Source organism: Aquimarina rhabdastrellae (genome assembly GCA_947387485.1).
Lineage (GTDB): Bacteria > Bacteroidota > Bacteroidia > Flavobacteriales > Flavobacteriaceae > Aquimarina.
Map to the genome: position 1 here is coordinate 62344 of CANDNT010000010.1, position 22151 is coordinate 84494.

The 22151-nt window shown below is 29.8% G+C and carries 20 protein-coding genes; 9 read left to right on the forward strand and 11 right to left on the reverse strand.

Features of this window, described 5'->3' with window-relative positions; all coding sequences use genetic code 11:
• The first annotated feature begins 23 nt into the window (after positions 1 to 23).
• Entirely contained in the window at positions 24 to 440 is a 417-nt protein-coding gene (locus ACYEKI_RS14645) for a thiol-disulfide oxidoreductase DCC family protein (protein WP_459211947.1), read from the forward strand.
• Here ACYEKI_RS14645 and ACYEKI_RS14650 read toward each other — a convergent pair.
• Positions 437 to 814 (reverse strand): S8 family serine peptidase, encoded by a 378-nt coding sequence (locus ACYEKI_RS14650; RefSeq protein ID WP_459211948.1) that lies wholly within the window; start codon positions 812 to 814, stop codon positions 437 to 439. The two genes, ACYEKI_RS14645 and ACYEKI_RS14650, sit on opposite strands and share 4 nt — an antisense overlap.
• Before the next feature lie 209 nt (positions 815 to 1023).
• The gene (locus tag ACYEKI_RS14655) at positions 1024 to 1440 is read right to left on the reverse strand and encodes a hypothetical protein (RefSeq protein ID WP_459211949.1); all 417 of its coding nucleotides are present in this window, start codon (positions 1438 to 1440) and stop codon (positions 1024 to 1026) included.
• A gap of 506 nt (positions 1441 to 1946) precedes the next feature.
• On the opposite strand from ACYEKI_RS14655, the gene tssD reads away from it, so the two are divergent.
• Complete coding sequence (gene tssD / locus ACYEKI_RS14660; RefSeq protein ID WP_459211950.1) at positions 1947 to 2348, forward strand: type VI secretion system tube protein TssD; 402 nt, start codon at positions 1947 to 1949, stop codon at positions 2346 to 2348.
• 695 nt (positions 2349 to 3043) lie between these two features.
• Here the strand turns inward: tssD and ACYEKI_RS14665 are convergent.
• A complete protein-coding gene (locus tag ACYEKI_RS14665; RefSeq protein ID WP_459211951.1) occupies positions 3044 to 6607 on the reverse strand; it encodes an ABC transporter permease/M1 family aminopeptidase in 3564 nt (1187 codons plus the stop codon).
• Between the two features lie 6 nt (positions 6608 to 6613).
• Positions 6614 to 7483: an ABC transporter ATP-binding protein gene (locus tag ACYEKI_RS14670; protein WP_459211952.1), complete on the reverse strand. Its 870-nt coding sequence runs from the start codon at positions 7481 to 7483 to the stop codon at positions 6614 to 6616.
• Positions 7484 to 7686: 203 nt separating this feature from the next.
• Here ACYEKI_RS14670 and ACYEKI_RS14675 point away from each other — a divergent pair, with 203 nt between their 5' ends.
• Together ACYEKI_RS14675 and ACYEKI_RS14680 are read left to right on the forward strand one after the other, a co-directional pair.
• Positions 7687 to 8817, forward strand: a complete 1131-nt coding sequence (locus tag ACYEKI_RS14675; protein WP_459211953.1) for a sensor histidine kinase — start codon at positions 7687 to 7689, stop codon at positions 8815 to 8817.
• Complete coding sequence (locus ACYEKI_RS14680; protein ID WP_459211954.1) at positions 8810 to 9508, forward strand: LytR/AlgR family response regulator transcription factor; 699 nt, start codon at positions 8810 to 8812, stop codon at positions 9506 to 9508. The genes ACYEKI_RS14675 and ACYEKI_RS14680 overlap by 8 nt, the downstream gene beginning before the upstream one ends.
• A gap of 85 nt (positions 9509 to 9593) precedes the next feature.
• Here the strand turns inward: ACYEKI_RS14680 and ACYEKI_RS14685 are convergent, their stop codons facing one another.
• From ACYEKI_RS14685 to ACYEKI_RS14705, 5 genes are all read right to left on the reverse strand, one after another.
• Positions 9594 to 10064 carry a hypothetical protein gene (locus tag ACYEKI_RS14685; protein WP_459211955.1) on the reverse strand — a complete coding sequence of 157 codons (471 nt, stop codon included), beginning with the start codon at positions 10062 to 10064 and terminating at the stop codon, positions 9594 to 9596.
• A gap of 61 nt (positions 10065 to 10125) precedes the next feature.
• The gene (locus ACYEKI_RS14690; RefSeq protein WP_459211956.1) at positions 10126 to 11262 is read right to left on the reverse strand and encodes a transglutaminase domain-containing protein; all 1137 of its coding nucleotides are present in this window, start codon (positions 11260 to 11262) and stop codon (positions 10126 to 10128) included.
• An 85-nt stretch (positions 11263 to 11347) separates the two neighbouring features.
• Positions 11348 to 12055 carry a class I SAM-dependent methyltransferase gene (locus ACYEKI_RS14695; protein WP_459211957.1) on the reverse strand — a complete coding sequence of 236 codons (708 nt, stop codon included), beginning with the start codon at positions 12053 to 12055 and terminating at the stop codon, positions 11348 to 11350.
• Between the two features lie 77 nt (positions 12056 to 12132).
• Positions 12133 to 12702, reverse strand: coding sequence for a Crp/Fnr family transcriptional regulator (locus ACYEKI_RS14700; RefSeq protein WP_459211958.1), 570 nt, complete (start codon positions 12700 to 12702; stop codon positions 12133 to 12135).
• A 51-nt stretch (positions 12703 to 12753) separates the two neighbouring features.
• Positions 12754 to 13770, reverse strand: coding sequence for a Gfo/Idh/MocA family protein (locus ACYEKI_RS14705; protein ID WP_459211959.1), 1017 nt, complete (start codon positions 13768 to 13770; stop codon positions 12754 to 12756).
• Between the two features lie 222 nt (positions 13771 to 13992).
• On the opposite strand from ACYEKI_RS14705, the gene ACYEKI_RS14710 reads away from it, so the two are divergent.
• The 5 genes from ACYEKI_RS14710 to ACYEKI_RS14730 all read left to right on the forward strand — a co-directional run bounded on the left by ACYEKI_RS14710 (position 13993) and on the right by ACYEKI_RS14730 (position 20517).
• Positions 13993 to 14601, forward strand: coding sequence for a hypothetical protein (locus tag ACYEKI_RS14710; protein ID WP_459211960.1), 609 nt, complete (start codon positions 13993 to 13995; stop codon positions 14599 to 14601).
• A 178-nt stretch (positions 14602 to 14779) separates the two neighbouring features.
• Positions 14780 to 17278 (forward strand): PIG-L family deacetylase, encoded by a 2499-nt coding sequence (locus tag ACYEKI_RS14715; RefSeq protein WP_459211961.1) that lies wholly within the window; start codon positions 14780 to 14782, stop codon positions 17276 to 17278.
• A gap of 159 nt (positions 17279 to 17437) precedes the next feature.
• Positions 17438 to 19123: a sodium:solute symporter family protein gene (locus ACYEKI_RS14720; RefSeq protein WP_459211962.1), complete on the forward strand. Its 1686-nt coding sequence runs from the start codon at positions 17438 to 17440 to the stop codon at positions 19121 to 19123.
• A gap of 180 nt (positions 19124 to 19303) precedes the next feature.
• Positions 19304 to 19918, forward strand: a complete 615-nt coding sequence (locus tag ACYEKI_RS14725; protein ID WP_459211963.1) for a hypothetical protein — start codon at positions 19304 to 19306, stop codon at positions 19916 to 19918.
• Between the two features lie 92 nt (positions 19919 to 20010).
• Complete coding sequence (locus ACYEKI_RS14730; protein ID WP_459212026.1) at positions 20011 to 20517, forward strand: macro domain-containing protein; 507 nt, start codon at positions 20011 to 20013, stop codon at positions 20515 to 20517.
• A 106-nt stretch (positions 20518 to 20623) separates the two neighbouring features.
• Here ACYEKI_RS14730 and ACYEKI_RS14735 read toward each other — a convergent pair whose 3' ends face one another.
• Complete coding sequence (locus ACYEKI_RS14735) at positions 20624 to 21346, reverse strand: thioesterase II family protein (RefSeq protein WP_459211964.1); 723 nt, start codon at positions 21344 to 21346, stop codon at positions 20624 to 20626.
• A 41-nt stretch (positions 21347 to 21387) separates the two neighbouring features.
• The gene (locus tag ACYEKI_RS14740; RefSeq protein WP_459211965.1) at positions 21388 to 22149 is read right to left on the reverse strand and encodes a DUF5457 domain-containing protein; all 762 of its coding nucleotides are present in this window, start codon (positions 22147 to 22149) and stop codon (positions 21388 to 21390) included.
• Positions 22150 to 22151 lie beyond the last annotated feature (2 nt).

Here is a 22151-nt window from a genome sequence, read left to right on the forward strand (position 1 = left end):
AAATTCATCTTATCTTTGTATGTATGAATACTAAAGGGAAACAAATTATATTATTTGACGGTGTTTGTAATTTATGTAATAATGCTGTCAACTTTATTATTAAACATGATAAGCATGATACCTTTAGATATGCTTCATTACAAAGTGATGTCGGCAAGCATTATATCAATAAGTTTAATATTGATACTCAATTATTAGATTCTATTTTACTTATTAAAGAAGATGCTGTTTATTATCATAAATCTTCGGCTGCGTTACATATTGCAAAAAAACTTTCTGGTGGTTATTCTCTTATGACTATATTTTTAATCATACCTAAACCTCTTAGGGATTTTGTATATGATTATATTGCTAAAAATAGATACAAATGGTTTGGCAAAAAAGAAAGTTGTATGTTACCTTCTCCTAAAACAAAGAATTTGTTTCTTGATCAGATTTAATTCTCTTTATAATTATTAATTGTAGTAATGTAGTTTAATTCTACACTTTTTACATTTTTATATTTCATCAATTTTTTAACCAATACTTTTTCTTTTCCTTTTGGTACTTTAAATATTCCTATTTTAAGATCATCTATTTCTGCAATCAGCTTTTCAAAACTTATTTTATATTCTTTCTCTATATTTTTGATCGTGTCTTTATAGTCTTCTAATGTCAAAAAAGAAACTATCAATTCTCCTTCTACATAATTATCCATGCTATTTTTGGGCAAAGCACTTGGTGTTTCTAATGGTGTTCTATCCTCTTTGGATGAAATTCCTTTTGCACATCCTATAAGTGTAAAAACACATATCCCTACAATAATTCTATACATCTTTGTTGCTTTTCTCTTCAAAAAATACAAAAATAATACCACACTAGATCTCATTCCAGTATTAAATCCACTAAAATGCTCTTTTTAGTTCTTACTTAGCCTAATCTGTACTCATTTAAAAAGTAAAAAGACTATTTAAACAATTTAAATAGTCTTTTCTTTGATCCCCATCAACCTAAAATGTAATACTTATGTAGTATACATTTTTTTTAGTTCATCATTTTTGAGCTATACTCTTGAATTAATTTAGCTTTTTCTGTCATATACTCTCCTAAACGTTTTGCATCTTCAGCACTAATATTTCCATTAATTTCTTGCGCTTTTGTAGCTAACTCTTGTCCTTTTTGTCCTAAAGCAGCAAAAGCAGACATATCTTTTTTCTCTGCAGCTTCTTTATACTCATTTAAATAAGCTTCATAAGCATTTACATACTCTTGAACTTCTTTACTGTCAAAACTAGGAACTCCATTGGCAGCCTTTGCTGTAGTTTTTTTCTCTTCTTTTTTTGCTTCTACTTTTTCTGTTTTTGTAGCAGTTGTTTCTTTTTCTGTTTTTGCTTCGTTCTTACATGAAACACCAATTGTCAATGTAGCGATTGCTAATGCACTTAAAACTATTTTTTTCATATTATAGTAAATTAGGTTGTTAATTTTACAGTACAAAAGTACATCATCGTACATCTTTTAAACAACCCTATAAAAGGTTAAAATATACTCCCTGAAAATGGGGATTCATTCATTTTTACTTTTATAAATCTATAAATACATATCAAAAACACTACTTTTTACTATTACACCATAACATCATTATGGCAATACCACAAATTTCAATAATTCACTAAAAATCTTTGCATTAGACACATTTTATATAGTATAAAATAGTACCTTTAAGGTAAGAAATGACAATTTAGAATCTTCCTCTTTCTTATAAAATAAACTGTCATCCTTAATACACCCGTAGGTATATTCTATACTTACTATGGGCATCCGCCCTATGTATTTTCAGTTTATTTATTTGGTAGAGTATTTTTTATCTTGTCGTGACTCGTTAATCTCTTTTTATATGTTTAAATCCTATAAGAACATATAAAAAGGTCAATCAATTAATTATTTAAATAAAAAATCAAAACATTATGGGATCATTTAGAGCTACATTAGAGTTTGCAGGAAAAGAATACGACGTCCTAGACTTAAAGACTTCTTTTAAAAGAGAAATTGACAGAAAAGGTAAAGTTTCTTCGAGTGTATCTTCTCCAGACGGAATTACTATTACTGTTGAATCTACTGAAAATACAGATATAGCTGAAGCTACATTAATTAGCCAGTTCAAGCCTGTTGACGGAAAGGTTATCTTTAAAAAGGTAGACCAAGATTCAAAAATGAAAGAATTAGAATGGAAAAATGGTTATATCGTTTATTACGAAGAGAATCTTAATGTAAATAACGAAGTACCTATGACCATTACTTTTACTGTATCTGCAGAAGAAGTTAGTCTAGGTAAAGCATCTATCAACTATCGTTGGCCTATTGCTTAATGATATAAAATATCAAAGGAGTAAAATTTTTACTCCTTTGATTTCTTTCTTCTATTTCATCTTATCATTTTTAAATAACAATACTTATTCTCTTTAGTTTAGAAAGTATTCCCAACATGAGCTTGTAAAAGTCACTGTCGAGTATAATCCTAAAGAAATAATAAAAACTGCATCAATATACCTACTTTTAAAAGGTTCACAACTAGAAGAAAATAAAGCTCCTATAACTGCAAATAATCCTGAAAAAAGAGGTATTAAGATAAAAAGTGTTGCATACATAGAAAAGCCTATTTCTTTATAAAAAATGCTTACTTCTCTATTTTGAGCGCACACAATGAGATGAAAACCTATAAGTAATAGGTTACAAAATAAGATTAGTTTTTTTAACATGGGGAATTAACTAACTATTTCTAGGTTTCCAAAGTATTATTTTTTCGTTATAAAATAAAATCTTTGATGAAAGCTTATTCCCACAAAACACACTACAATCTGTGTATCAAAAAATTACAACACTTCTTTTGTTCTCAATAGTTTCAATACTTCAATAACAACTATCAATATTGTCTCCTCATATATAGTAACAACTATTTCCATTTCAACAAAATTTATCAAATCTACAGAAATTAAAAGAGCTAGTACTGTATATTGTACTAGCCCACTACTCAATTTTAATCTCTAGATGAAAATCGAGATTTTCACAATGCTATTGTATTATCTAATTGGTTTTTATCTAATCTTGTTCCATAAGGATCTATACTTATATATTGAGGTTTTTCATCTACTATAAAACGTATTTCTTGTTCCTTTTGATGAATTCGTTTTGTATTCAGTATTATAATATCATCTTGGTCGGTAATTTCTTTAGGTTGCTTTTTAAACATACCCAATGTAATAGGTTCGTCTATTGCTATTGGTGATTTTTTTCCTTGCTTATCACTATAACGTTGTGCTTTTACAGTCAATCTTATTTCATATTTTCCATTCTTCATCTTTTTTATAGTCTTCTCTTTAATACTTAAATCATAAGTTATAACGCGTTTAAACCAATCATCAATAAGTTGATGATATTCTTGAGGAGTTACTTTATACACTTCATTAATAAACTCTAACGAAGTTGCTTTTAGTGCTGTAGTATCTCTATATCTAGTTATTAACTTTTTTAATACACCATTTACTTGTTCTTCTCCTATTAACTCTTTTAAGGCTAACATTACTGTATATGCTTTTCCGTAAGCCAAATAGTTTTCTCCTTCACTTAAATATAAAGGGGATTCTTCTTCATTACTATATGATTTCCCTCTAAAATAGCGATCTATTGCCGATCTACTCAATTGCCATATTGCTTTTTTACCATGAGTTTTTTCCATGATTACAGCTTCTGTATATTTAGCAAAACCTTCGATAAGCAAAGTTCCTCCTGGAGCTAATTTTGGTGCTAACATTCTTCCCCACCATTGATGCGCTACTTCATGAATCGTACGCTTAGAAACCACATCAAACCCCAAACTATCTTCTACATTTGTCAAGTACAATCGATCTTCGACCATACTTATCACTCCTGGATGTGCATATCCTCCAAAACTCCAATGTTTAGGTACCTCAACAAATCGAATATGAGATAATGGATATTCTCCATAATTAGTATCACAATACGCTAATGTTTTTTCTATTACTTCTTGCATGCGCTTAATATTTATCTCATGCGTTTTGTGATAATAGTTTTCTATAGTTATTCCTTCATAATTATTAATTTCTCGTTTATAATCTCCAGAAAAATATCCTATTGTTGGTACTATTGCTTCTTCTGCTTTAAATCGATAATAATTGCGTCCGTCTTGAGTCCATTGATCAATAAGTTTTCCTGTTGAAATTCCTACTTGATCTTCGCTTGTAGAGAAAGTCGTTTCAAAACTTAATTTATTATAACTCACTTCTTCTTTATCAAAATGTCCTATATCAACAGGTATTACTTCGCGTTTTGATAGTTCTCTTAACTGTCGTTCTTTATTATTTTTTAGTTCTCTATTTAAACTATATCCTAATTGTGGTGCTATTTCTAGAAATTGGATATAACTTCCGTTTTGTAATACTGTTCTATTGGTTTCATATCTGCCATATGTTTTCTTTATTTTAAAAGAAATGCTTACGGTTTCTTTAGGTAAAATAGGTTTATTCATTTTGAATAAAAAAGTACCTGTATTACTGTCTCTTTCAACCAATTTTCCATTTTGCAATGTTATATTTTCTATAGGAGCCTTTTCTGTAATAAACACCGTATCAATTATTTCTTCATGCTTATTTATAAGTTCGTAATTTATAGTGGCTTCATATTTATTTTGTTTTGGATATATCGCTATATCAGATTGAATTGAAATTGGATATAGCTGTGGTAATGCTTTATATTTTACATAGTTCTTTTCATATAAAGCTTGATTATCCCATCTTTCGCTCTGCGTATAAAATACATTCTTGATATGTAAATTATAATATATCCATCCTCCAGTAGTAAGATATAGCACTGTTACGGTAATTAGAGCATATCGTTTTTTACTGCTCCAATTAACTCCTATTGTTTTCCACAATTCTTTTGTTCCTTTTAAATTCCCTCTTTGCCATATGTGTAATGTTATTAACATGAGTATTCCTCCAAAAAAACTCCAATACACCCCATGATCTATAAAAGTATTTAGTCCTAATTCATATCCACTTATAGCACTGTATGAAGGCGGAACTATATTAGCTAATTTTATTAATGGATGTCCTAAACCAATAGAAGAACCTACTTGAGAGCCTAAAAGTGTTAACACTATTGCCATCACTCCCATACCTACATATTTATTGGTTACTATAGTCTGAAAGAAAAATGCTAGAAATGCATACACCAGATATAAAATTCCTTGATGAATATAGACTAAAAGGTATTGCTCAAGTTCGATATGAGTATATCCATTATATAATTGAAACCCTATACTTAATATTATTGCAGTTGTAATAATTGTAAAAGGAATACTCATTATAGCAATCAATTTTGTGCTATAAAAAACAGTGTTAGATATTGGTAATGTATCTATAATCTGATAAAAATTTTGATTGCGTTCTCTCCAAATCAGTTCTCCACTATAAAACACAATTAATAACAACATAAACTTAGGTAATGGATCTGTAAATAATTCTATTATTAAAGCTGTAGTAGGATACATACTGCTTTGATACTCTCCCCCTTGATGAATTCTTAAATAAACCTCGGTAATCACTATGACTATCCACAAAATAAACATGAATACGAATGACAAGCTCTTATAAATACTCAAGCAATTCATCTTAATAAGAGCTAAAATACTTCTCAAATAATGTCTGCTATCACATAACTGTTTTACACTATAATATTGATATATTGTTGTAGCATTAGTTATGACTTCTTCTTTTACGCTCTTTATTTTATGTTTTGTTATCTTAAATCGAAATAATGTATATGTTATCACCAATATCAGCACACTTAAAACCATCCATATCACACGATTAATCAATAAGTTACCACTCATACTTATTATTAAGTTACTTTTTTCATGGGGTGTCCAATATTGAGTTTGTTCAAAAAATGCATTTAATCCAAAAGGATCAAAAATTGCTCCCCAAAAGAGTGCTGAAGCGTCTACTTGACTTGAACTTGCCATTAATGGAGAATTAAATGCTACTGAGGTTATAAAATAAAGTGCATAAATGAGTATTGCACTTGTATATATAGCGATACTATTTCTTGACAGTATAGCGACACTTGTAATTATTGTAAAACAAATAAAGATATTGGGGATGATAAGAAATAACCAGCTACTTATATAGCTATTTATAGCCATAGGCATAACCATTTCTGGGTCGTGCATAGGTAATTCAAATCCTATCATAAGTCCCAATAAGAAAAAGGTCATACAACTTAAACTTGCTATGTAAATAGCTATACATCTACTTATAAAAAAATCGTATTTCTTGAGCTTTGTAGTATATATTAAAGTTTCCATTTGATATTCTTTATCTCTTAGTATTCCGCTAATCGCAAAAAACATGATAAAGAATACGCTTCCTAAAGTAAACACTCCACTTTTATAGGCAATTTGATATGGTGTATTTATAAAAAGACTTCCTGCCACAGCTCCTTTTGTAAACACTATACCTAGAAATAATATTATTAAAGAGCATGCCCAGAATAAACGTTGTTTGAATTGAAAAAACAACTCAAAGCGAATCAATTGTAATATTAGCATAGTGGTTTATAGTTGTGTTTGTGAAAAATAAAGGTCTTCTAGATTAGCTTTTTTAGGACTGAATCCTTTTTCTGGATTCTCATCACTTAATACGGTAATTTGTGTTTGTCCTGCAATCAACTTGGTTGCGATAACTTTATACTGTTCTTTGTATGAGATTAACTCTTCTTTGGTTATTAGTTTACTCCAAACTTTACTCTCTAGTGTCTTAACCAATTCTTGAGGTTTCCCTTTAAGTATAATTTGTCCTTGATCAAAAATTGCCATTTGGGTACACAAATCATATACATCATCTACTAAATGTGTAGACAGTATAACTATCACATGTTCTCCTATTTCACTTAATAAGTTCAAAAAGCGATTACGTTCTTCTGGATCTAATCCTGCTGTAGGTTCGTCTACCAATATTACTTTAGGATCTCCTAATAAAGCTTGTGCAATACCAAAACGTTGTTTCATACCACCAGAAAATGTTGCTACTGCTTTTTTGCGATATTGGTATAAATTGGTTTGATACAATAAACTTTCTACTTGTTTTCTCCTTTCTTTTACATTAATCACTCCTTTTAACACGGCTAAATGCTCTAGTAATTCTTGTGCAGAAACTTTGGGGTATACTCCAAATTCTTGTGGCAAATAGCCTAAACAATTCCGAATATCATTAGGGTGTTTAACAATATCTTTTTGGTTAAAATAAATAGTTCCAGAAGATGGTTTTTGAAGTGAGGCTATAGTTCTCATTAAAGAAGATTTACCTGCTCCATTAGCTCCTAATAAACCAAACATACCATCTTTTAGCGTAAGCGATACATTATTTAAAGCCAATACTCCATTAGCATATCTTTTGGTTAAGTTTTCAATCTGTAACGTGTTCATACGAATAGTTTTTATCACTACGAACCTACAGCGCTAATTAGTGTATCACTAATAAAAAGGATAAAACCAGACTCTTTTTATATAGAAGTATCTTGTATACTCTCCAACTAGTGTTCATCCAAAAAAACAGTTGTTTTGTATTCATTTGATATCGGTTTATCAAGTTAATTGTTTCAACCGTTCAATACCTTTAATTTTGCAATATGATTGCTTTATTAAAAAAATACAAAGGATTTCTTATTGGTCTAATCGTCACTAAGCTTCTAATTACTTATTTAATATCTATTGATCGTCTTCTTATAGATGAGTCAGAGCGTTTAATTAATATTATAGGTTTTCTCTTTTGGTGGTTGATTATTTCCATTCCTTTTCAATTTTTTTCTTTTTTTAAAAAACATCGCCTTGTCGTTTTTAAAATTTTAGGAATCCTTGCTATTTTTATTATGCTCATTGTAGTTGACTCTATTATGAATATCCCTGATAATCCTGCTACAATTTGCCTTTTAATTACTTTATTTTTTGCGATTACATATCTTATTACACCTAAGTTTTTTCATCAATATAAAACCTGGATGATCGTTATTTATGTATTGATTCTAGGATACTTTGTCAATGTGAGATTATTTTCAGAAAGTATGGATTATTATATAAATCAAAAGAAAAGCTTTGCACTTTCTCTGTTTTTTATTCCGCTTCCTTTTATCATGGCTTTATGGTTGTACGAACAATACAAATGGGTAAAGTCTATTCGTTCTGAAAAGACAAAAGCTGAGCTTGCGCTTTTAAAAAGTCAAGTAAATCCTCATTTCTTTTTTAATACACTTAATAATTTATATGCTCTTAGTGTCAAAAATTCACCTAAAGCTCCAGAAGTAATTTTAAAACTTTCAGACATGATGCGTTATACTATTTATGAAGGTAAAAAAGATTGGGTAACCCTTTCTGAAGAAATTGAATATCTACAAAACTATATTGAACTTCATCAAATTAGGTATCATCAAAAAATAGATATTTCTTTTATATACGAAGGTGATACCTCTCTAAAAGTCACTCCGCTTTTATTCATTATTTTGTTAGAAAATGCCTTTAAACATGGAGCCGAAACCTTGACAAAAGATGCTTTTATTCACCTCTCCTTATCTTCATCTGGTGATAAAATCATATTTAAAGTCATTAACAACTTTGATCCAGAGAGCACTTCTAAAACAGTTGGTATAGGATTACAAAATTTAAAGCATAGATTAGCTTTGGTTTACCCCAAAAAACATATATTAACTTTGGAGCAGCATAACGAAATTCATACTGCCATTTTAACTCTTGAAACTAATGCTTGATTATATTATTATAGATGATGAGCCTCTTGCGCATGAACTTATTGAAGGATATTGTGATATGTTACCGCAATTGAATTTAAAAAAGCATTGTTATAATGCTATGGAAGCTCTTGAATTCCTTAGTAAAGAAAGTGTTGATCTTATTTTCTTAGATCTAAATATGCCTAAACTAAAAGGGTTTGATTTTTTGAGAGCTTTACCTAATCCTCCCAAAGTTATTGTAACTACAGCTTATAAAGAGTTTGCTCTAGAGGGATATGAGCTTAATATTGTTGATTATTTATTAAAACCTTTTAGTTTTAATCGTTTTACAGCTGCTATAAACAAACTTACTCAAACAGAGGCTACAATTAAAGAGCATCAACCTACAAAAAGCACTCATATTTCTTCTTCTCGCTTTTTTATAAAAGGGGATAAAAAACAGCATCAAATACATATACCTGACATTTTATATATCGAAGCCTATGGTAATTATACCAAGATATTTTTAATTAATGAAATGCTAATTACTCATGAAAAAATATCCTATTTTGAGAACTTATTATCTTCTCACGATTTTTTAAGAGTACATAAATCTTTTATTGTGGCTGTAGCTCAAATTAAAGCTATTGAGGGTAATCGTATCGTAATAAACGATATAAAAATCCCTATAGGACAAACATACAAAAGTCAAGTTACTAAACTATATTAACTACTTAATTGAGATATACATCTTTCTCTGATTTCCCATAATGCTTTAAAACTATACGGACATTTATTTTCTATTATCCATTCTTTTAAAATGCTTGATGATATGTTACTTTAAAAGTATTAACCTGATCAGGCTGTATTTCGATTTCTTGAATAATATCGTTTTCTATTGCTGTAAAATCAGATTGTTTTGTAGTACTATCTATCGATTTTCCATTTATTTTTAAGTAGCAATGTGCTTCTGGAATATATGTCAATTTATATGTTTCTAATACACTTTTTATTTTTGGTGTATTGTTTGCATTCATTTTAAACATTCCTAATATTAATGCAACATCTTCTTGTTTCCATAATGTTGCTATTTGTTTTAATAAAGCATGTTTTGAACTACAAGTTCCTTTTTCTTGAGATAAAACTAAACTTAAATCATATCGATTACTATTTCTACCATAGGGTAAATTTTTAATATATTTTAATACTGTACTCCAATCTTTTATTCCTTTTTGATTGAGCAATTGTATTATTTTTTGTTCATCGTTATATTCTCTTGTCACCATGATTTATAGTAAGTTTTATTAAAAAAAAACACCCTATAAATATAGGGTGTTTTTAATGAATTTATTTTTTTGGTGCTTCCCAAAAAGCTTCTGGATTATTTGTTTTATAAATAACAAATTTAGTTCCGCTTTGAGATGCTATTTCCTCTTTATCTGGCTTTTGAGTAGGATAATCAAGAGGCGATAATGAGATATATTCTATGGTCTTTCCTTTCTCTTGAGTTTCTAAATTGTATCCACTATTTACAGGGGTTTCAAATCTATATAAATTTTTTGCCATGTATTCGTATAAATGATATTCTTTGGTTGTTGATGCTTTAAAATTCCAATTTGCATCTGGATTAAGGATTAATGGTTTATCGTTAATTAATCGCTCTCTAACTTCGTCAATTCCTAACAATTCTCCTTTTTCATTCATTACATAAGAATCATGTGTAGGATCAATCCATAGCCATTTCTTCAATTCTTCTGCATAAACCATATTAATCACATGACATTCTGTATCGTTAGGATCTTTAGGTAAGCAAGTCACAAATCTTGATTTAATTCCCATTGCAAGATAGCACTCATTAAGTACTGTTGCTAGACCTCTACAGTTTAATCCTCTTCCTTCTGCTTTACATACTTTCAACATATTCATAGCATTCTTTACTTGAGGGTTTCCATGTTGCCCATCATGAGGAATCACTCTATGCACCCAGTGTAAAAGGTTTAATATTTTTGATACTTCATTACCAGTACCTGCTATAGAATCAAGTTTTAACCCTTTTCTTAACGCTACAAGGTTGGGATCATTTTTATCTTGATATGTAAACTCTGGTATTTTTCTATTATCTGCCGAGTTAAATACATGTGCATTTTTAAGTGTTTCTATAAAAGGTGGTGCATATTTTATTTGAGTATATGCTTTCTTTGTACCGTTTAATAATATTATAAAATCAAATTGCGTATCTTCTTTTACATCTACTGTAATTGAATCTATATCAGTGTAAAAAGTAACTTTTTCATTCTTGGATCTAGTAACATACACATCAGGTTTTGCTTCTGGTACTATTGTCCAATTATTTTTATTAAAAACCTTTCCATCTCGGATACTAACTAAATTTGAGTTTGCTTTTATTACAGGAAGTTTTTCTTGTGCACATAATAGTTGTCCCATCATTACAACTATCATTAATACTGTCGTCGTTATTCTCATAATGTTGCTGTTTTGTTTTACGACGACACAATGATTAAAATGTAACATTCTAAAAAATAAAAAATACTTGTTTTATTCTATTTATTTATCTTTTTATCGCTTTAATTCCCATAAACGAAGGGAAATCATTTAGTTCTTCATAATGTTTAGCATCCAGTATTTTAAAAGCTTCAACAGGTTTAGGTTCTGTTAATTGATCAATATAAAATCCATTATTAACTATAGGTATAATATATTCTTGTAATGGTCTACGATAGGTATGCATTTCTATTGGTTTTCCAAAACCATTCCACACACAAGAAACATTTTCTAATGCAAAATATTGATCAGAAGTATAATATTGGTAATCAAAAAAGGGATGTTGTGTCGAGATCACAAGTTCTCCTTTGGGACGTAATACTCTACAAAATTCTTGTATCGTATTATCCCAGTTTTCAATATATCCCATCGCCAATGCACAAACAATTTTATCAAAACTAGCTGTTTTTATTGGTATAAATGGTTCGCTCAAATCTTGTATAAAAAAGGTTCCTTTTTCTGGATTACGTTTTTGAGCTAATTGAACCATTGTAGGACTCAAATCAAATCCTGTAACTCTCGCGCCTTGAGCAAGAAGGATTTCGGCATACTTACCTGGACCACACGCAGCATCTAGAACATCTTTATCTTTAACTTCTCCTAATAAAGCTAAGGTGCTAGGCCTATCATAATATGCATTATGAGGTTTGTGATCTATTAGATTATCATAATTATATGCAATGGTTTCGTAGGCTTCTAGAATTTTATGTTTCATGTCTATAGCGTTTTGTTTATTTAAATTACAAAAATGCTATATCATTGTTTAAGTATGACTTGATCCAGATCAAGAAATCACCATTCTTTACTAATTTTATTACGTATCCTGCTCAACGTTTCTGGAGTACTATTAAGATAAGAAGCAATCACTTTTTGAGGAAATTCTTGCATAAACTCTGGATGTATTTTTAATAACTCTTTATATCGTTCTAATACACTTATTTCTTTTCTTAATAACATACTTCTAAAACTAGGTTTCAAGAAAAATGTTCCCAATTGAAAAAAGCGTTGTGATTGACTAATTAAATTATGAATTTGATCCATATGGATAGCATATACTATGCTTTTTTCTCTAATCTTAATGTATGACGAACTGGGTCTTTGAGTAGTAAAACTTTGATAATCTATAATCCAATGATGTTTACTGTATAAATTTATGATTTGCTCCTCATTATTGGTATCGATTTCATATTGATATGCAGTTCCAGAAGCTAGTATATAAATGTTTTTACAAATTGCTCCTTCTTTTAATAAAAATTCATTCTTCAATAAAGTTTCGCTCCTAAAAGATTCTGCTAATAGAATTAACTCACTTTCTGTAAATAAACTTTCTCCAAATATCTGTTTAATAAAAGTCAACTTCATTATATAACAAAACTAATTGCTTTTACCATAAGATCATAATGTCATTATATGCTATGAATTAATAATCTCTAATTGTTTTATAATTTCTTCTTTGGTTACAGGATAAGGTTTTTCAGTTCTAATCGTAGCATATACATCGTCAAAAACAGACAGATACGATCCTCGTTTTGCCTGAATCTTTTCAACTGATTTTTTACCGTTTATAATAGTAGTTAATATGCCCTGTTGAGATTCGTCTTCTATACCAAATAGCACATCATTAATCGATACTCCTGTTCTTAGTTGTGTTTCTTGTACATCTGATCGATGCTTTATAAAAGAACCTGTTGTACCATGTAAGACAAATGCAGGTTGTGGATCTGCTACCAACATACTCATTGTTAAATATACCTGCATCCCATTAGGATAGGATAACTGTATTTGTGCATAATCATCGACTTCTGTATTGGGGCGAAACTTACCTAGTTGTTTAGACCATGTTTGAGGTTGTCCAAATAACGAAATTGCTCCATCGATAATATGAGGCCCTAAATCATATAATAAACCACTTCCAGCAATATCCTTTTTTTCTTTTACTGCCTTACTTCCTATTTCATATCGATATCTATCAAATCGAAAATGCACTTCAACAAAATCCCCTAACTTTCCTGAAGTTATTATTTCTTTAACCGATAAAAAATCACTGTCATATCTTCTATTTTGATACGCCAAAAGGTGTAATTGCTTTTCTTGTGCTAAATCAAAAAGCGTTATCACTTCATTTACAGAAACTGTAAAAGGTTTTTCCATCAAAACATGCTTACCAGCTTCTAGTGCTTGTTTAGCATATTCATAATGAGTTGCATTAGGTGTATTAACAATAACCAATTCTATCGCTGGATCCTCTAAAAGTGCCACTACCGAGGCATAACTTTTGATATCTGGATATGTCTCTTGTGCACGTTTTTTTGTACGCTCTACTACAGCATCTAGTTCAAATCCTTCGTGTTTATCAACAAAAGGAGCATGAAATACGCTACCCGAAAGTCCATAAGATAATATTCCTGTTGATATCGTTTTTTGTTTCATTCTTTAACATTGTGCTTACAATAGTATGGTATACATACTATTTTTAATGTTAATATACCTATAAATATTTCACTTTGATTAAAGTCTTTTGATACTTCTTATCTATTCTCAAAATCCACACTCTCACATCAACCCATAAAACACTAACAATCAAACAAAAGCAACCTTTAAAAAAAATAAGCATCTCACTAAAAAAAGAATCATAAAAATCAACTTACTTAGATGAAACGAATAGTACTATTACTACTTTTATTTAATACCATTATAATTAGTGCTCAATTCGCCGAAAACAATGCCATTTACTCAACAACAGCACTTAATTTTGGTAATTACTTTGGAACAGATATTAGTTTTAATTATATCTATAAAACAAAATATGCTTTCAAATTTGGATATACTGGAAATATACGAAAGCCTAAATCGTTACCAGAAGATTATCATACTGGTTTATTTAATGGTCTTTCTTTTGGCATATCTAATCCATATGATCAATTCGAAAATTATCATATTAGTTTTGGAAAAGTTTATAAACTGAATACCCGTGGAACCTTAAGAGTTCATATTTCTATTGGTTTAGGGTATAGTATAATCAAAGAACCTGAAAATTGGGTAAAGTTTGACTCCTCATTTTTAGTTCAAAATTACGTATGGACTTATAATGGCTATAAAACGCTAAGTTTAGTTTTAAATCCAAAAATAGAGCTACCATTCTCAAAAGTTTATGGATTCATACTCTCACCTATGCTACAAATAAACAAAGACAGAATATACTTAGGTATCTCTGTAGGACATATGTTTGGATTATTGAGAGGTGATAAAAAACAACACTAATCGTATATAAAACAGTAGTTAAGTAATTATCTATTTTTCCTTTTTATTACCAAAAATATTATAGTCAAGATCAAAATAACATAGATATTCTAGTCTTGTTAAAGTATCCTTAAACCAAAACTGTAAATCTTATATATTTCTATATTTGAAACTTTAGTATTAAAAAGTAAGAACAATCATGCGTAAATTACTTCTCGTAATCTTCATTAGTATAGTAACTCCATATACTATATTAGCTCAACAACCTAAAAAATTAAACGCTTCACAAATTCACGAGGCTATAAAGAAATTGAACTTCTTGGGATCTGTATTATATGTAGCAGCACATCCTGATGACGAAAATACTCGTATGATTTCATATATGGCCAATGAGGTAAAAGCTCGTACAGCTTACCTCTCTTTAACTCGTGGTGATGGTGGTCAAAATTTAATTGGTCCAGAGATTCGAGAATTATTGGGTGTGATTCGCACACAAGAATTATTGGCTGCTCGTCGCACAGATGGTGGTGAGCAAATGTTTACTCGTGCAAACGATTTTGGATATTCAAAACATCCAGATGAGACCTTATCGATCTGGGATAAAGATAAAGTGCTAAGTGATGTGGTTTGGGCTATACGTAAGTTTCAACCAGATGTAATCATTAACCGTTTTAATCATAGAACTCCAGGAACAACGCATGGACATCATACGACCTCTGCTATGTTAAGTGTAGAAGCTTTTGATTTGGTTAACCAAAAAAATCAATATCCAGATCAATTACAATATGTAGATACTTGGCAACCTAAACGTTTATTTTTTAATACCTCATGGTGGTTTTATGGAAGTAGAGAAAATTTCGCGAAAGCTGACAAATCTAATTTAATATCGTTTGACACTGGAACATACTATCCTTCTTCTGGTTTATCAAATACAGAAATTGCATCATTAAGTCGTAGCCAACACAAATCTCAAGGTTTTGGTAGTACTGGATCTCGTGGTAGTCAAGAAGAATATATCGAATTGATTAAAGGTGATATGCCTAAAGATAAAACCAATATTTTTGAAGGCATTGATACTTCTTGGAATCGTGTTAAAGGTGGAAAAGCTATTGGTGCTATTTTATATAAAGTTGAAAAAGAATTTGATTTTAAAAATCCTGCTGCAAGTTTGCCAGAATTGGTTAAGGCTTATCAATTAATCCAAAAACTTGAAAATAAACACTGGAAAGCAATCAAAACACAAGAAATCAAAGATATTATAGCAGCATCAACTGGGTTATATCTTGAAGCTGTTGCTACACAAGCTGCAATTGCTAGCGGACAAACAACTAAGCTAAAATTAGAAGCTATTAATCGTAGTAATGCCGCTATGCAGTTAAAAGAGATTGTATTTACTCCAGCAAAACAAAAAGAAACTCCTGCTATTGCTTTAAATCCAAATAAACGATGGAATAAAACTATAGATTATGCAATTGATTCATCGCAAGAAATTACTTCTTCTTATTGGTTAAACCAAAAAGGATCTTTAGGACTTTATAATGTACAAGATCGTTTATTAATAGGTAAACCTGAAACGCCTAGACCAAACAAAGCGACTTTTGTTGTAACTATCAGCGGAATTGATATTCCGTTTACCAAAGAAATTGTTTACAAAGAGAATGATCCTGTAAAAGGTGAAGTTTATAAACCATTTGAGGTAATTCCTGAAGTTTCTGTAGGTATAGAAGAAAAAGTAATCATTTATGCCGATGGTCAAGCCAAACAAATTCCGGTTAAGATTAAAGCTGGTCGATCAAATATCTCGGGTACAATACAATTGGACATTCCGCAAGGATGGCAAGTTTCACCTAAAACAGCTAACATTAATCTAGCACAACAAAGCGAAGAGCAGGTAATTTCTTTTACCCTTACTCCTCCTACTACACAAAGTGAAGGTTATATTATTCCTAAGGTAACTATCGGAAATAATACTTATAGTAAAGAAATAAAAACTATTGATTATAATCATATTCCGTATCAAACTGTAGTGCTTCCTGCTACTTCAAAAGTAGTACGTTTAGACATTAAGAAAAAAGGACACAACATAGGTTATATAGAAGGTGCTGGAGATGTTGTTCCAGAGAGTTTAACTCAGATTGGATATAAGGTTACTACTATTGATCCAGAACATATCACAGCAGCAACTTTGGCTAATTATGATGCTATCGTAGTAGGAATTAGAGCTTATAATACGGTAGAAACTTTGAAGTTTAAGCAAAAATTCTTACTAGATTATGTTAAAAATGGTGGTAATTTAGTTATTCAATACAATACAAGTCATCGTCTTAAAGTAAAAGAAGATTTAGCTCCTTATAAACTAAGTTTATCTAGAGACCGCGTTACCGACGAACATGCTTCTATCAAATTCTTAGCACCTAAACACGCTGTGTTAAATACACCAAATAAAATCACAGACAAAGATTTTGAAGGTTGGGTTCAAGAACGTGGTTTATATTTCCCTAACAAATGGGGTAAAGAATTTACACCTATCTTAGCGACATCTGACAAAGGTGAATCTACAAAAAAAGGTAGTTTACTTGTAGCACCTTACGGTAAAGGATATTATATCTATACAGGGTTGAGTTTCTTTAGAGAATTCCCTGCTGGAGTTTCAGGTGCATACCGTTTATTTGCTAATATATTATCTTTAGGCAATTAATACACTCAACATGGAAGAACAAAAAAACAATTTAAAGTGGAAACCTTTATATACAGCTGTACTCGTTGCAAATTTCTTGTATATTTTATTTTTCTATTTTATAACCTATAGTTATTCTTAAACTCCCTTTAATCAATTATTGAATAAAAAAAGTTATTTATGCAAACCTTAGATTGGATCATTCTTTCGGGAACTTTATTGTTTATTGTACTTTATGGTAGTTGGAAGACCCGAGGCAGTAAAAGCGTTCAAGATTATATTAAAGGTGGTAATGAAGCAAAATGGTGGACTATAGGATTATCGGTTATGGCTACACAAGCCAGTGCCATTACATTCTTATCAACTCCAGGACAAGCATATCACAGTGGTATGGGCTTTGTGCAATTCTATTTTGGATTGCCTATTGCTATGGTGATTATTTGTATGGTATTTATACCACTATATCACAAGTTAAAAGTATATACTGCTTATGAATATCTAGAATCGCGTTTTGATCTCAAAACGCGTACACTAGCTGCTATCTTATTCTTGATACAACGTGGTCTAGCTGCCGGAATTACTATTTTTGCTCCTGCAATTATTCTATCTGCTGTATTAGGATGGGATTTAAACATCTTAAATATTCTTATCGGTATTCTAGTAATCATCTATACGGTAACTGGTGGTACCAAAGCCGTAAGTGTTACTCAAAAACAGCAAATGGCGATCATCTTTTCTGGGATGTTTATTGCTTTTTTCTTAATCATTAGTTATTTACCTGAAGGTATTACCTTTTCTAAAGCACTTGACATTGCTGGTGCTAGTGGAAAGATGGAAGTTTTGGATTTTTCTTTTGATCTTAACAATAGATACACCTTCTGGAGCGGAATTATAGGTGGTACATTTTTGGCTTTATCATATTTTGGTACAGATCAAAGTCAAGTGCAACGTTATCTTTCTGGTAAATCGATTAAAGAAAGTCAGTTAGGTTTATTATTTAACGGATTACTTAAAGTACCTATGCAGTTCTTTATCTTATTGGTAGGTGTTATGGTTTTTGTATTCTATCAATTTAACGCTTCACCGCTAAACTTTAATCCTGCTACCAAAACAGCTGTAATGGATTCTGAATACTTACAAGAGTATAAAAAATTAGAACAAAAGCATGCCGAAATTACTTTTGCAAAACAAGAAGCAATCCAAGAATATGTTGCTCATCCAGAACAAGCAGCAACAAATAAATCCAAAATCTTTCAATTAAATCAAGATGAAAAAGAAAACCGTGAAGCTGCCAAAACTTTAATTAATAAAGCAAATGATACGGTTGAAACTAACGATAAAGATTATGTTTTTATTCACTTTATACTAAATAACCTACCTAGAGGATTAATAGGTCTTCTATTGGCTGTTATTTTATCCGCTGCAATGTCATCTACTGCATCAGAGTTAAATGCACTAGCATCGACAACAGCTATCGATCTCTATAAACGTAACGTAGGAGAAAAATCTGAAAAGCATTTTGTAAATGTATCTAAACTCTTTACGCTTTTATGGGGTATTCTAGCCATTATTGTGGCTTGTTATGCTAATTTATTTGATAATTTAATCCAATTGGTAAATATTATCGGTTCTATATTTTATGGTAATGTTTTAGGGATTTTCTTATTAGCATTCTTCTTTAATTTTGTAAAAAGTAATGCTACATTTCTAGCTGCTCTTATTACACAAGCAGTAGTAATTTTAGGTTGGTGGCAAGATTGGATGCCTTATTTATGGTTAAATCTTTTTGGTTGTGTATTAGTTATTGTTTTAGCTATCCTATTACAACCTTTTATACCCACAAAACCTAAACCTGAAAACGTATAGTAGTTAGTTTTTCTATTATAATTTATTAAGACTAAAACACCCTGGTTTAAAAATAAACTAGGGTGTTTTTTTGTTTTTATTTATGCTACCTCTTAATCATATTTATTATTTTTAAATTTAATAAAGTATGATATTAAATTGTATTCAATAACCTCATAGAATTCTTATTTATAAAACAGAATGAATATTTACATATCTGAAATAATTAATAAAATCAAAAAATTTTCCAATAAACTTGAAAGTAATTCTAAACTTAAAGACAAATTTTGGGTATTAGTAGACGATTTAAAAAGTTCAAAAACAGTATATATTTTTAGAAATGAAAATCAATTATTAATTTCTAATAACGGAAAAGTAAAAAAAGTTCATTGGGATTATTTAGGTAATGATTCTATTTTAATCGAATCTAATGATAGTTCATTTTTTTATAGATTAGGTTTTTTAGATGAAAATTTTCTAATTCTAAATATTGATGGTACTGAAAATTATTTAACTTTAATGAATGAAGCTTTCATTATAAAAGAAATTCAAACATTAAAAAATGTTTTTGATTTTTTACAAAAAGAATATATCGAAGATATATCTACCGATGAATCAAAAAATGAAAAAAATGATTGGACCATTAAAGAATATTCTACGAAACATGGATTAATCAAAATCCATTGTTTGAATCCTAAGAGATATTTTATAGGAGATAAAGTTTTTGTTAATAATCAAATAGCAGAAGATGGAAGTTATGATTTAGACTGGTATTCTAAAATCAACGTAAAAGATGGTATTATCGCTGAAATTTAATTATAAATCAAATATTTCTCTAGTGTATCTCCATCTTATCAATTTTATCTCCTATAGAAAAAGCTTTTAAAGATTTATCTAACATCAAAATAATCCATGGAAAATTTGAATATGTAAAAGAATTTGATTGTTTAGTTAGTCCTGCAAATTCTTTTGGTCTAATGGACGGAGGAATTGATCTTGCTATTCGAAACTATTTTGGGATGAAAATCCAATATGCTGTTCAAAGAAGAATTCAAAAAGATTTTTATGGAGAACAGTCAATAGGAACATCTTTTATTGTATTTACAGAAAATGAATATCATCCATTTCTTGCTCATACACCTACCATGCGAGTTCCTTCTGACATATCTAAAACAGATAACGTTTATAATGCTTTCTTTGCTATGTTAACTGCCGTTACTAATTACAATAAAAACAATAATATTAGAATAGAGAAAGTACTTTGCCCTGGAATGGGTACTGCTACTGGAAAGATGAATGCTACAGAAGCAGCACGACAAATGTCTCTCGCCTATAAAAACTTTTTAAATCCAACAACAAATATGAATTGGAAAAATTTAAATAATCGCCATAAAGAAATAATAGGAAATAATTAATACAATTATTTATTCGTTTATGCTTTTATTCAATGTAAATCAAAAATTATATCTAATCTTAATTCTTCTATAGAATCCTAATTATTTTTAACATTTTTTATTCTGCTTAATACATTGTTATCTTGTTATATCGTGCTATTATATTAACAATCTCCTTGGTTTGGTTATATATAAAAAAATGATGTCCTGGTAAAATATTATTTTTAAAAGATGATATTGTAAATTGCTTCCAATTTTCGATTTGATCAGATGTTTTTTCTTGATCTCCCATAATAGCATGAATAGGAGTCTTTATTATCATCTCTTCTTCTATTCCTTCTTTTTCTTCTAATATTTGAAAGTCTGCTCTTATAATTGGATTAAAAAACTCATATAATTCTTCATTAGTTAAAACTTCTTCGGGTACTCCTCCTAATTCTCTCAAAACATCTTGGAAATCGTTATCTGGTAACAGATATCTTTTCTCTTTTTCAATAATTTTACCATTCTCATCCTTTTCTTTAGCTCCTGGACCTGCATTACCTGATACAATTAATTGTACTGGAGCATCTCCTTTTTCTTCCATTCTTTTTGTTACAGATAGCCCTAACGTAGCTCCCATGCTATGTCCATATATAATATAAGGTTCAGCATTTCTTAGCTTACATATCTGACTTACATAGTCTTCTATAGCTTCAATTTTGTCTGTGATTAAATCTTCGCCAAATCTTTTTCCTCTGCCTGGTAATTCTAGAGCATAAGTTTTAAAGGTATAACTTCCTATCTTCTTTCGTAAAAAATCATAGGAATAACAATTTCCTCCTGCAAAATGAAGTAAAAACAATTGCATAAATATCTTTATTATTAATTTATTCTTCTTTAAATAATTTACTATCGCTTTCTAAAAAACACAATCACTATTAATCCTAAAAACAATACATTACATACCATTATCTTTTTAATAATACCATTGGTATATTCAATATTGTAATTAATATTTTTATCTACTTTTAATTGCATTTGATTAATCTCATTTTGATAATGTTGATGTAGACTATCTATCTTTTTATACAATACAGAAACTTCATTACTCATTACTCTATTGTTGTTATTCTGCATCAAAAAGGAATACGAAATACCATTGAATTTTTCCTCTAGAGCAACATCTTCTCCATGTGCTACATACAGTTTTTTCATACTTGGTACTCTTTCTTCTATCGTTGAAATAGGCGGAGTCACTGTTGATAACTGATAATCTCTTTGCATTTTTACAAACAGATAAGTCATAATTAACACTAATAGCACTCCTATTCCTAAAAAAATACGATGTTTCCATTTTTTAAACGAAAACCCTTCTGGTTCTGGGTCTATATAAAAAGTTGTTATCTCTTCGTCATCATCTATAGCTGCAAATCTTGTTTTTAATTCTAAAAACTCATACCTGTCTAATGTATATTTATTGAGATATGTAGTTACTTTACGTTCTCTTACTAACCAATTTAATACTTCTTTTACATAGCGCTCTGTGATTTCTGGATTATCTATTTTCCATAAAATATCTTCTGGCGAAAGTGTTGCTGGCTTTTCTTTATCTTCAAAATACATGATCCTTAAGATCACCTCATGTATTGGTAAATCTGTTGTGGTACTCATAG